Origin of the sequence: Nocardioides sp. (assembly GCF_964228225.1) — a bacterium.
GTDB lineage: Bacteria > Actinomycetota > Actinomycetes > Propionibacteriales > Nocardioidaceae > Nocardioides.
In genome coordinates this window covers 18,616-29,626 of record NZ_CAXQZB010000064.1, presented here as the reverse complement: position 1 = coordinate 29,626, position 11,011 = coordinate 18,616, and the positions used below count along the sequence as shown (strand labels likewise).

Annotated in this window: 11 protein-coding genes; 5 read left to right on the top strand and 6 right to left on the bottom strand. The window is 73.8% G+C overall.

From position 1 onward, the window contains the following. Positions 1 to 85: 85 nt before the first annotated feature. The 5 genes from ACERUJ_RS16305 to bioB form a co-directional block, all read right to left on the bottom strand. Positions 86 to 406, bottom strand: a complete 321-nt coding sequence (locus tag ACERUJ_RS16305) for a hypothetical protein (RefSeq protein WP_370249875.1) — start codon at positions 404 to 406, stop codon at positions 86 to 88. After that, the gene (bioD, locus tag ACERUJ_RS16300; RefSeq protein WP_370249874.1) at positions 403 to 1,116 is read right to left on the bottom strand and encodes a dethiobiotin synthase; all 714 of its coding nucleotides are present in this window, start codon (positions 1,114 to 1,116) and stop codon (positions 403 to 405) included. Before bioD ends, ACERUJ_RS16305 begins: the two co-directional genes overlap by 4 nt. Beyond that, positions 1,113 to 2,249 (bottom strand): 8-amino-7-oxononanoate synthase, encoded by a 1,137-nt coding sequence (locus ACERUJ_RS16295; RefSeq protein ID WP_370249873.1) that lies wholly within the window; start codon positions 2,247 to 2,249, stop codon positions 1,113 to 1,115. Before ACERUJ_RS16295 ends, bioD begins: the two co-directional genes overlap by 4 nt. A 4-nt stretch (positions 2,250 to 2,253) precedes the next feature. Further along, the gene (locus ACERUJ_RS16290; protein ID WP_370249872.1) at positions 2,254 to 3,513 is read right to left on the bottom strand and encodes an adenosylmethionine--8-amino-7-oxononanoate transaminase; all 1,260 of its coding nucleotides are present in this window, start codon (positions 3,511 to 3,513) and stop codon (positions 2,254 to 2,256) included. A 67-nt stretch (positions 3,514 to 3,580) separates the two neighbouring features. Next, the gene (gene bioB, locus ACERUJ_RS16285) at positions 3,581 to 4,669 is read right to left on the bottom strand and encodes a biotin synthase BioB (protein WP_370249871.1); all 1,089 of its coding nucleotides are present in this window, start codon (positions 4,667 to 4,669) and stop codon (positions 3,581 to 3,583) included. Positions 4,670 to 4,953: 284 nt separating this feature from the next. Here bioB and ACERUJ_RS16280 point away from each other — a divergent pair, with 284 nt between their 5' ends. The 5 genes from ACERUJ_RS16280 (at position 4,954) to ACERUJ_RS16260 (ending at position 9,875) form a co-directional block, all read left to right on the top strand. Beyond that, positions 4,954 to 6,024, top strand: a complete 1,071-nt coding sequence (locus ACERUJ_RS16280; protein ID WP_370249870.1) for a methionine ABC transporter ATP-binding protein — start codon at positions 4,954 to 4,956, stop codon at positions 6,022 to 6,024. Further along, entirely contained in the window at positions 6,021 to 6,692 is a 672-nt protein-coding gene (locus ACERUJ_RS16275; protein WP_370249868.1) for a methionine ABC transporter permease, read from the top strand. Before ACERUJ_RS16280 ends, ACERUJ_RS16275 begins: the two co-directional genes overlap by 4 nt. 162 nt (positions 6,693 to 6,854) lie before the next feature. After that, complete coding sequence (locus tag ACERUJ_RS16270) at positions 6,855 to 7,808, top strand: MetQ/NlpA family ABC transporter substrate-binding protein (RefSeq protein WP_370249867.1); 954 nt, start codon at positions 6,855 to 6,857, stop codon at positions 7,806 to 7,808. A gap of 119 nt (positions 7,809 to 7,927) precedes the next feature. Then, a complete protein-coding gene (locus ACERUJ_RS16265) occupies positions 7,928 to 9,166 on the top strand; it encodes a hypothetical protein (protein ID WP_370249866.1) in 1,239 nt (412 codons plus the stop codon). Between the two features lie 73 nt (positions 9,167 to 9,239). After that, the gene (locus ACERUJ_RS16260; protein WP_370249865.1) at positions 9,240 to 9,875 is read left to right on the top strand and encodes an AmiS/UreI family transporter; all 636 of its coding nucleotides are present in this window, start codon (positions 9,240 to 9,242) and stop codon (positions 9,873 to 9,875) included. A 79-nt stretch (positions 9,876 to 9,954) separates the two neighbouring features. Here the strand turns inward: ACERUJ_RS16260 and ACERUJ_RS16255 are convergent, their stop codons facing one another. Further along, positions 9,955 to 10,941, bottom strand: coding sequence for a patatin-like phospholipase family protein (locus ACERUJ_RS16255; RefSeq protein ID WP_370249863.1), 987 nt, complete (start codon positions 10,939 to 10,941; stop codon positions 9,955 to 9,957). Positions 10,942 to 11,011: the final 70 nt, after the last annotated feature.

Sequence of the window (11,011 nt, the reverse complement as noted above, 5' to 3'; positions counted from 1 at the left end):
GAGTTCAGACGTGTGATCTTCCGATCTCGCGGATTACGCTGCCGAATGCTTGTGAAGACGTCCCCCGGCGACCACCGCGGACCGGTCAGTCCATGCTCCAGGTGGCGCGGAACTCGGCGGGGGAGAGGGTGGCCAGCTGCTCGCGCACGTGCTCGAGGGTGAAGGCCGCCTCCTCGGGGTCGTCGGCGGGGATGATGAGGGCGAGGGCGCCGTCCTCGCGGTGGCGCAGGACGACGTCGATGCCACGGGTCAGCTCCATCGTGCCGCCCACCATCGCGCACCACAGGTCGAGCACGCTGTAGACGACCTGCCGCACCCGGCCGCGGCGGCGGGGTTCGAGGCCGAGCAGGTAGACCTCGCCGGCGGTGCCGGGGTCGTCGGTGTCGGGCAGGTCGAGCGCGCTCACAGTCCGAGCGTAGGTGTCGGGATCCAGTCGGGTGCGTCGGCGCGGAAGTCGGCGGGCGCGAGGCCCCCGGCCCCGGCCGGCAGCACGCCGAGCAGCGGGACGCCGGTCACGCGGGGCAGGTCGGCGCGGTTGCAGGCGGTGGCGAGGTCGGGCTCGGCCGGCCAGGAGCCGACGACCAGCCCGGCCACGGGCACGCCGCGACGGCGCAGGGCGTCGACGGTGAGCTCGGAGTGGTTGAGGGTGCCGAGCCCGGCCGCGCACACCACCACCGCGCGGGTGTCGTGGGTGCCGGCGAGGTCGGCGGCGAGGTCGAGCAGGGTGCCGTCGGCGAGGTCGAGGCGCACGAGCAGCCCGCCCGCTCCCTCCACGACGACGACGTCGTAGCCCGCCGCCTCCTCACGGATCCGCGCGGCGTGCGCGGCGACGGGGGGCAGGTCCACGCCGGCGCGGCGCGCGGCGGTGTCGGGCGCCAGCGGTTCGGGCAGCTCCACGAACGTGGTGGCGTCCACCCCGCTGAGCCGGGCGACCACCTCGGCGTCGGTCGGTTCCCCGCTCTCGATGCCGGTCTGTGCGGGCTTGATCACCAGCACCCGGTGACCGGCGGCCGTGAGTGCGGCGGCCAGTGCCGCGGTCGCGATCGTCTTGCCGACCTCGGTGGAGGTGCCGGTCACGATCACGACGCGGGGGGCGGCGGCGTCTCGCTGGCTCATGCGTGCTCCTTGGTGACGCTGATGAGGACCTGCACCGCGCGTGCCCAGGCGTCCTCCGGGACGCCGGCGTTGACGGTGACGCGCAGCCGCGACACGCCGTCGGGCACCGACGGCGGCCGGAAGCAGCCCACGCGCACGCCCGCCTCCAGCGCGGCGGCCTGCGCAGCCAGCGCGGCCTGCGGGCTCGGCATCGGCACCGAGAGCACGGCCCCGGAGGAGGGCTCGACGCCGAGCGACGCCGCGAGGTCGGCCATCCGGGTCGCGACGACGTCGCCGAGCGCGGGGTCGGCGCGCATCACGCGCAGCGCCGCGAGGGCTGCCGCGGTGGGTGCGGGCGCCAGGCCGGTGTCGAAGATGAAGGGACGGGCGCGGTTGACCAGGTGCTCGATCAGCGCCGGCGCCCCCAGCACCGCACCCCCCTGGGCGCCGAGCGCCTTCGACAGCGTCGCGGTGACGACGACGTGCGGGTCGCCGCCCAGGCCGGCACGCGCCACCAGGCCGGGGCCGTGCACCCCCACGCCGTGCGCCTCGTCGACCACCAGCAGGGCGTCGTGGCGGCGGCAGACCGCGGCCAGCTCGGCCAGCGGCGCGCGGTCGCCGAGCACCGAGTACACCGACTCGCACAGCACCAGCGCCCGCCCTGCGGGCTGCTGGGCGGCGTGGGCCGCCAGTGCGGCGTCGACGGCCTCGACGTCGTTGTGCGCGACGACGCTCAGCTGCGCCCGCGAGAGGCGGACGGCGTCGATCAGCGAGGCGTGGATGTGGGCGTCGGAGACCACGAGGGTGTCGCGGTCGGCGAGCGCGGTGACAAGCGCGAGGTTGGCGTGGTAGCCGGTGGAGAGCACCAGCGCCGCGGGCTGCTCGAGGTAGTCGGCCAGCGCGCACTCCAGGTGGGTGTGCAGGACCAGGGAGCCGGTGACCAGGCGCGAGGCGCCCGCGCCCCCGCCCCACACGGCGACCGCCTCACGCGCTGCGGCCACCACCTCGGGATGCACCGACAGGCCGAGGTAGTCGTTGCCGGCGAGGTCGATGGTGGTGTCCTCGGCCCGACGGGGGTGCAGCATGCGGGTCAGGCCGGCGTCGTCGCGCGCCTGGGCCTGCGCGGCGAGCCAGTCGCTCCAGCGGGTGCTCATCGGCTCACCCGGCCTGCGCCGCGGCGCGCAGCGCGCGGCCGATCGCGTCGAGGTCGTCGGGGCCGCAGACGAAGGGCGGCATGGTGTAGACGAGGTCGCGGAACGGGCGCAGCCACACGCCCTCGGCCGCCGCCGCCCGCGTGGCGGAGACGACGTCGACGGGGTGGTCGAGCTGCACGACGCCGACGGCGCCGATCCCACGCACGCCGGCCACCCCGGGCAGCGTCGCGATCTCCTGCAGGTGGGTGTCGAGGCGGGCGCCGATGGTGGCCACCTCGCCCTCCCAGTCGCGGGAGGTCAGCAGGTCCAGGCTCGCCAGCGCGACCCGGCAGGCCAGGGCGTTGCCCATGACGGTGGGCCCGTGCATGAGCACCCCGGACTCCGAGGCCGACAGGCCCCGGCCGACGGCGTCGGTGCACAGCACCGCGGCGAGGGTGAGGTAGCCGCCGGTGAGCGCCTTGCCCACGCACGCGATGTCGGGCACGACGCCGGCGTGCTCGCTGGCGAACATCGTGCCGGTGCGGCCGAAGCCGGTGGCGATCTCGTCGCACACCAGCAAGAAGCCGTGCTCGTCGGCGATCGCGCGCATCGCCTGCAGGCATCGCACGTCGTAGGGCCACATCCCGCCCGCGCCCTGCAGCACCGGCTCGACCACGATCGCGGCGATCTCCTCGCGGTGCTGCTCGGCGAGGGCGCGGAACGTCGTCGTCCAGCCCTCGACGTCGCCGCCGGGCGCCGGCGGACGCGGCGCGAAGAGCTGCTGGGGGAGCACGTCGGCGAACATCGAGTGCATCCCGCCCTCGGGGTCGCACACGCTCATGCAGCCGAAGGTGTCGCCGTGGTAGCCGCCCAGGACCGTGAGCATGCGCGTGCGGCCGGGCCGTCCGACGCCGCGCTGGTACTGCAGCGCCATCTTGAGCGCGACCTCCATGCTCACCGAGCCGGAGTCGGCCAGGAACACCCGCTCCAGCCCCGGCGGGGCCAGCTGCACCAGCCGCTGGGCCAGCCGCACGGCGGGGGCGTGGGTGAGGCCGCCGAACATGACGTGGGCGAAGTCGGTGCTGCGCACGGCGTCGTCGAGCTCGGGCACGCCGTAGCCGTGGATGGCCGCCCACCACGACGACATGCCGTCGACCAGCTCGCTGCCGTCGGCCAGGTGCAGCCGCACCCCGCGGGCGCCGACGACCTCGCGCACCGGTGTGGGGTCGGTCATGGAGGTGTAGGGGTGCCAGACGTGCTCGCGGTCGTAGTCGAGCAGCGTCATCGCCGCGGCACTCCTGTCAGGTCGCGCAGGGTCGGGTCCGGATCGGTCCAGGTCGGGGCAGGTCGCCTCAGGCGTTGGGGGCGAGCTCGGTGCCGGCGCCGCGCTTGCGCTTGGCGGGGTCCACCGAGCCGGCGGGTCGGGCCGCGGCGTCGGACGCCTGCTGGGCGGTGTGCTCCTCCGAGCCGAGCACCACGAAGCCGTGGTCGCGGATCAGCTCGAGGTCGGCCTCGGCGGCCTGGCCCTCGCTGGTGAGGTAGTCGCCGAGGAAGATCGAGTTGGCCACCTGGAGCGCGAGGCCCTGCAGCGTGCGCAGGTGCATCTCGCGGCCGCCGGCGATGCGGATCTCCTTGTCGGGGCACACGAAGCGCGCCATCGCCAGGATCTTCAGGCAGCGGATGGGGGAGAGCTCCCAGGTGTTCTCGTACGGGGTGCCGTCGAAGGGCATGAGGAAGTTGATCGGGATGGAGTCGGAGTCCAGCTCCTTGAGCGCGAACAGCGCCTCCACCAGTTGCTCGTCGGTCTCGCCCAGACCGGCGATCAGGCCCGAGCAGGGCGAGAGCCCGGCCGCCTTGGCCTTGCCGACGGTGTCGACGCGGTCGGCGTAGGTGTGGGTCTGCACGATCTGGTCGTGGTGGCTCTCGGCGGTGTTGATGTTGTGGTTGTAGGCGTCGACGCCGGCCTCGCGCAGCTTCTCGGCCTGGCCGTCCTTGAGCAGGCCCAGGCAGGCGCAGACCTCGACCTCGGGGTGCTCGGACTTGATGGCGCCGACCATGTCGGTGACCCGGTCGATGTCCTTGTTCGTGGGGCCGCGGCCCGAGGACACCATGCACACCCGGGTGGCACCGCCCTTGAGGCCGGCCGCCGCCTGAGCGAGCGCCTCGTCGGTCTGCAGCCACTTGTACTTCAGGATGTCGGCGGTCGAGCCGAGCGCCTGGCTGCAGTAGTTGCAGTTCTCGGGGCACAGGCCGGACTTGAGGTTGACCAGGTAGTTGACCTTCACCGTGTTGCCGAAGTGGGCCCGGCGCAGCCGCGAGGCGGCCGCCACGAGGTCCATCAGCTCGTCGTCGTGCGCGCGGAGGACCGCGAGGGCGTCGTCCTCGGTGGCGGGCTTGCCGTCCAGGACGCTGCTGGCGAGCTGATCGAAGGGCGAAGTCATGGTCCTCAGTATGCCGTTGCGCGGCCCCGCCCCCGTGGGGTGTCCGACCTCCCGGACACCCCTCGCCCCGGGTGCGGGACCGGTCGGTGGTCGCCCGTGCCGGTCGGCGGCTTTGCGATGGCGCGATAGGCAACACCGATCAGCGGTGTGGCCCGCGGCGCTTGCCAGCCGACCTAAAGTCCATAAACTCAGTCGAGTTACATCAATCCGGGTCGTCCTCGCGCCCTCCCTGAGCCGGGACGACCCCGGTCCCCACCCACCGCCCGAGAACCAGGACAGCGTCCATGATCGAGATCTCCGGTCTCACCAAGACCTACGGCACCACCCGCGTGCTCGACGGGATCGACCTGCGCGTCGACGACGCCCGCATCGCCGCCGTCGTCGGCCCCAGCGGCGCCGGCAAGAGCACGCTGGCCCGCTGCCTCACCCTGCTCGAACGCCCCACCGGCGGCTCGGTGGTCGTCGAGGGACGCGACCTGGCCCGGCTCTCGGGCGCCGACCTGCGGGTCGCGCGGCGCCGCATCGGCACGGTCTTCCAGTCCGCCAACCTGCTGCGCCGCCTCACGGCCGCGCAGAACGTCGCCCTCCCGCTGCGCCACGCCGGCGTGGGGGAGGCCGAGACCCGGGCGCGGGTGGGGGAGCTCCTCGAGCGCGTGGGCCTGCTCCACCGCGCCACCGCCTACCCCTCCCAGCTCTCCGGGGGCCAGCGCCAGCGCGTCGGGATCGCCCGCAGCCTGGCGCTGCGCCCCTCGGTGCTGCTCGCCGACGAGGCCACCTCCGGCCTCGACCCCGACGCCACCGCCTCGGTCCTGCGCCTGCTCACCGAGCTGCGCGACGACCTCGGGGTCACGATCGTCGTCATCACCCACGAGATGGACGTCGTGCGCGGGGTCGCCGACCACGTCGCCCGCCTCGACCACGGCCGCATCGTCGAGCAGGGGCCCGTGGCCGACATCGTGCGCGGCACCGACTCCGAGCTCTCCCGCTCGCTGCTGCCGCTGCCCGCCGAGGTCGACGCCGGCGGGCGCACCCGCTGGCACGTGCGCTATCGCGGCGAGGTCGTGCCCACCTGGCTGAGCCAGCTCGAGCGCAGCCTCGGCGGCGACGTCGCCGTGCTCGCCGCCCTGGTCGAGAGCAGCGGCGGGGTCAGCCTCGGGCGCCTCACCCTCGGGCTGGACCCCGCGCTGCCCGCCGAGCGCGTGCACGCGGTGCTGGCCGAGCTGGGCCTGGCCGCCGAGCACGTCGAGGCCCCCGGGGCGCAGGCCGAGCCGGCGCGGATCCTGCCGATCACCGCCGAACTGCCCGTCGTCGGCACCGTCGTCGGTACCGCCTCCGGTGAGGAGCCCGCGGCATGAGCGCGCTCATCGCGACCCCGTGGCCCGAGGTGCCCGACCTGCTGGTGCCCGCGCTGGGCGAGACCGCCCGCATGGTGCTGGTGGTGATGTCGATCGTGGTGGTGCTGGGCGGCCCGCTCGGGCTGCTGATCCACAACACCTCCCCGCTCGGCCTGTTCCCGCACCGGGGCGTGCACGCCGCGATCAGCTGGATCGCCAACCTCGGCCGCTCGCTGCCGTTCCTGGTGCTCATGGCCGCGGTGATCCCGGTGACCAAGCTGGTCTTCGGCACCACCATCGGCTTCCAGGCCGCGATCATCCCGATGTCGATCGCCGGCGTCGCGTTCTTCGCCCGGCTCACCGAGAACGCTGTGCGGGAGGTGCCGCGGGACCTGCTCGACGTCGGCGTCGCCACCGGCGCCACCCGGGGCCAGATCATGCGCGGCATCCAGCTGCGCGAGGCGCTGCCCGGGCTCGCGGCCGGCCTGACGCTCAACATCGTGGCGATGATCGAGTACTCCGCCATCGCCGGCGCGATCGGCTCCGGCGGGGTCGGCTACCTCGCGGTCAACTACGGCCACCGCCGCTTCGACGACAACATCATGATCGCCTGCATCGTGGTGCTGGTCTGTCTCGTCCAGGCCATCCAGTTCTCGGGGGACCGCGTGGTGCGCGCCCTCACCCACTGACCGTCCCACTGACCGTCCCGCCCACCCGATCCGCACGACGGCGCCACCCCGGCGTCGTCGCCCCGCGAGCCCTCCCCGCTCGCTCTCCACCCCTCCCGGCGTCGACACCGGGCAGGTCGTCCCGGCCTGCCCGTGCGAACGCCACCCCGAAAGGAAGCACCGATGTCCACCACCCACGACCGCACCGACCAGCAGTCCGGCGGTTCCCACGGGGCCCACGGGGCCCACGGCGCCGACCTCGGCCTCGGCGGAGGGCGGCCCGCGTGGCTGCTGCCCGCCGGAGCCCTCGCGATCATCCTGGCCGTCGTCGCCGGGTTCGTGTTCCTCAACCGCGGCGAGACCGAGAAGGCCGTGGCCGGTTCGGCCTTCGGCAGCGACTTCAAGATCGCCTACCAGGCCAGCTCGGCCAGCGAGGCGGCGTTCCTGGAGTACCTCAACGAGGAGATCGCCCCCGACTACGGCGTCACCATCTCCGGGGTCGGCATCGAGGACGGGAACCAGCTCGACCAGGCCACGGCCGACGGCGAGTACATCGGCAACATCTACCAGCACAAGCACTGGCTCGCGCAGGTCATCGACGCCACCGGGATGAAGCTCACCGCCCTCGGGCCGGTGTTCCAGTGGTCCTACTCGATCTACTCCTCGCAGCACTCCTCGCTGGAGGACCTGCCGCAGGGGGCCGAGATCGCCCTGCTCAACGACCCCGCCAACACCGCCCAGGCGCTGTGGATCCTCGAGCGTGCCGGTGAGATCACCTTCAAGGACGGCGTGGACCCCTGGGCCGCCACCGAGCAGGACGTCGCCACCAACCCGCGCGACCTGCAGTTCACCTACATGGAGTACGGCGCCGGGCCGCGCACGCTCGACTCGGTCGACGCCGTCATCGACTACAACATGTCCTTCGTCGACGCCGGCACCCCGGAGGAGTACCAGATCCTCGCCCCCGACGCCCCGAACGAGTTCGCGGGCCAGCTCGTGGTCGGCACCGACTACCTCGAGGACCCCCAGGTCGAGGTGCTGAAGAAGGTCTTCTTCGACCCCCGCGTGCAGGACTACCTCGCCACCAACACCGACCCGAACCTGCAGGGCCAGCTCGCCCCCGTCTCCGCGACCTGACCCCGCCCTCCGGACCGGGCGGCCCGGCGGGGCCGCACTCCCTCGCCGGGCCGCCCGTCCGGGTTCAGAACCTGCTCGACCTCACCCCTCACCCGACCCTGCGTCTCGAAGGAGTCACCATGACCAGCACCCCCGTCCGTCCCACCGGCAGCAGCACTGGCAGCACTGGGCCCGTGCGACCCGGGTCCCCGGAGCTCACCGCGTTGCTCGACCGCATCTCGGTCGGCGCCAGCGACCGCGACCGTCACCGTGTGGCGCCGTTCGAGCAGATCGCCTGGATCACGCAGGCCGGTCTGGGGCGGCTCCGCGTGCCGGTCGCCGAGGGTGGCGGCGGCGCGAGCGTGCGGGAGTTCTTCGCCACCCTCATCGCGCTCGCCGAGGCCGACTCCAACGTCGCCCACATCCTGCGCACGCACTACTGGTTCGTGGAGCAGCAGCTGGCCAGCGCCGACCCCGAGGCCCGTGCCCGCGGTCTGGCCCTCATCACCGCCGACCAGCTGGTGGGCAACGGGTTCAGCGAGCAGAGCACCCGACCCGTCGGGCTGTACTTCGACACCACCCTCACCCCGGACCCCGCGGGCGGCTACCGACTCAACGGCACGAAGTTCTACTCCACCGGCACCCTGTACTCCGACTACACCCAGATCTGGGCCGCGGCACCCGGCGGTCGCATCGCCGGAGCCGTCGTGCCGATCGACCGCGAGGGCGTGACGGTCGAGGACGACTGGGACGGCTTCGGCCAGCGCCTCACCGGCACCGGCACGACCCGGCTGGAGAACGTGCACGTGGCACCCGAGGAGTTCTTCGACCTCGGCGACCCCGACGACCAGGGCGACCCCGGCTATCAGGGCGCCTTCCTGCAGCTCTACCTCCAGGCCGTGACCGCCGGCATCCTGCGCGCCGTGCGCAACGACGCCGTCGCGCTGGTGCACCGGCGGGCCCGGAACTTCAGCCACGCCGCCAGCACCTCGGCCGCCCAGGACCGCCAGGTGCTGCAGGTCGTGGGGGAGATCTCCGCCGACGCCTTCGCCGCCGAGGCGATCGTGCTCGCCGCCGCCGACGCCATCCAGGACGCGGTGGACTCGGTGCACGACGGTGTGCCCGACCCGCGGGTCGCCGAAGCCGCCCAGTTCGCGGCCGCGCAGGCCAAGGTCGCCGTCGACCGGTTCTCCTACGCCACGGCCGCGCGGCTGCTCGACGTCGGCGGCGCCTCGGCCACCCAGTCGGTGCACAACCTGGACCGGCACTGGCGCAACGTGCGCACCGCCTCGACCCACAACCCGACCTTCCTCAAGGCCTCGGCCATCGGCGACCACCTGGTCAACGGCGTCGGGTTCCCGGGCAACGCCTACTTCTGAGCCGTGGCCCCTCGGGGGCGCTCGTCTCCTCCACCCACTCCATCCACCCCACCACTCCGTCTCGGGAGAATCGATGTCCTCCATCGGACTGCTGTTCGTCGGCGCCGTCCTGCTCATCAACGGCGTCATGCTGCTCGGCGGTGTCGACACCAAGACCGCCGGCGTGTTCAACCTCTTCGTCGGCGGGTTGCAGACCCTCATCCCGACCTACCTGGTCGTGACGGCCGACTCCGCCGACGCCGTGCTCGGCGCCTCGGGGATCTTCCTGTTCGGCTTCACCTACCTCTACGTCGGCATCACGAATCTCGCCGGTTACGAGGGCACGGGCCTGGGCTGGTACTCCGCGTGGGTGTCGGTGCTCGCGGTGGGCTTCGGCGTCGTCAACTGGGTGCGCTTCGACGACCCCGCCACGGCGCTGCTGTGGTTCCAGTGGTCGGTGCTGTGGGCGCTGTTCTTCGCTCTCATCGCCCTCGGTCGCAGCGAGCTGACCACCCTCACCGGCTGGTTCGCCATCATCGCCTCAGTGACCACCTGCACCGTGCCCGGCTTCGTCGGGCTGCTCGGGGAGGCCGTGCCCGTGGGTGTCGTGGCGGCCGCCCTGATCGCCACCGCGGCGGTCGTGGCCGCGATCGGGATCCGCACCGTGCCCGCGGCGCTCGCCACCCACCGGTCCGCGCCGGCGCCCGCACCGGTGCCGGTCGGCGTCTGACTCCCGCCCCGGCGCCGGCGGTTCCGCCATGACCGTCGGTGCCGGGGCGGGCGCCCGCGCCCTGTGCCGGTCCGCGCCGTCAGGCGCGGGAGTGCCGACGGCCCCGCCGCGCGGGGGCCATCGGGCCCGGGTCGGGCGGGGCGGCGAGTCGTGCCGCCACCAGTGCGGGGGCCGTGCGGCGGGCCACGTCGAGCACCGCGGGACGGCGGCGGTGGGCCAGGAAGTTCGGACCCATCACCGTGAGGTCGTCGGTGCCGGGCTCCAGCCGCACCACCCGCGCGCCGTGGGCGCGCAAGAGCCGCACCTCCTCGTCCACCCGGCGGGTCATGGCGGCGCGCACCAGGCGTTCGAGGCGGCTCAGTCCGCGGCCCGGGGCACCGCCGTGGGTCGACATCGGTGCCACGATCGCGACCTCGCGGATCCGCCCCGTGCGCACCGCGGGGAGCAGCAGGTCGGCCGACGTCGGCGACACCGCGCCGCCGTCGAGGTAGCGACGCCGGCCGATCGTGACCGGGGGGAACAGGCCGGGGACCGCCCAGGACGCCGCCAGTGCCGGTGCGAGCCGGGCGCGCGGGGCGTCGGGTCGCCCGAACGCCACCCGCTGACCGGAGCGGGCGTCGGCGGCGACGAGCCAGGTGGCCGGGTGCGCCACCCAGCCGCTGGGCCGCTCGGCCAGGGCGTGCCCGAGCCGGTGGAGGAAGCCAGCGTCGCCGCCGCCGCGGGGCAGCAGCCCGGCTGCGAGGGCGAGACCGTCGGCGTGACCGCGCAACGCGGCGGAGGCCAGCCCGAGCGCGGGCAACGACGGCCGGGGGAGCGAGGGCAGCGGCGCCACCGGGTGGCGCACGTGCTGCAGCAGTCGCGGATCGGCGTCGGGCTCCTCGTCGAGCGCGCGCACGACCTCGGCGGCGCTCAGGCCCGCGCCCAGCATCGCGGCGAGCTCGGCGCCCGCGGAGGTTCCCACGAGGATCTCCGGGTCCTGCCAGCCGGCGTCGGCCAGGGCCGCGACGACGTGCGCGCTCCAGGCGAACCCCAGCGTGCCGCCACACCCGAGCACCAGTGCTCGCATCCCGTTACCTCGTCTCCTGCGTTGCGGAACCGCGTGTCAGAAGCGGAATCTAGTGTCAGTCCGGGGCCGG

Excerpts from the sequence above, each read along its gene's own strand:
- bioD (WP_370249874.1), bottom strand. The coding sequence starts at position 1,116 with ATGAGCCAGCGAGACGCCGCCGCCCCCCGCGTCGTGATCGTGACCGGC.
- ACERUJ_RS16295 (WP_370249873.1), bottom strand. The coding sequence starts at position 2,249 with ATGAGCACCCGCTGGAGCGACTGGCTCGCCGCGCAGGCCCAGGCGCGC.
- ACERUJ_RS16290 (WP_370249872.1), bottom strand. The coding sequence starts at position 3,513 with ATGACGCTGCTCGACTACGACCGCGAGCACGTCTGGCACCCCTACACC.
- bioB (WP_370249871.1), bottom strand. The coding sequence starts at position 4,669 with ATGACTTCGCCCTTCGATCAGCTCGCCAGCAGCGTCCTGGACGGCAAG.
- ACERUJ_RS16280 (WP_370249870.1), top strand. The coding sequence starts at position 4,954 with ATGATCGAGATCTCCGGTCTCACCAAGACCTACGGCACCACCCGCGTG.
- ACERUJ_RS16275 (WP_370249868.1), top strand. The coding sequence starts at position 6,021 with ATGAGCGCGCTCATCGCGACCCCGTGGCCCGAGGTGCCCGACCTGCTG.
- ACERUJ_RS16270 (WP_370249867.1), top strand. The coding sequence starts at position 6,855 with ATGTCCACCACCCACGACCGCACCGACCAGCAGTCCGGCGGTTCCCAC.
- ACERUJ_RS16265 (WP_370249866.1), top strand. The coding sequence starts at position 7,928 with ATGACCAGCACCCCCGTCCGTCCCACCGGCAGCAGCACTGGCAGCACT.
- ACERUJ_RS16260 (WP_370249865.1), top strand. The coding sequence starts at position 9,240 with ATGTCCTCCATCGGACTGCTGTTCGTCGGCGCCGTCCTGCTCATCAAC.
- ACERUJ_RS16255 (WP_370249863.1), bottom strand. The coding sequence starts at position 10,941 with ATGCGAGCACTGGTGCTCGGGTGTGGCGGCACGCTGGGGTTCGCCTGG.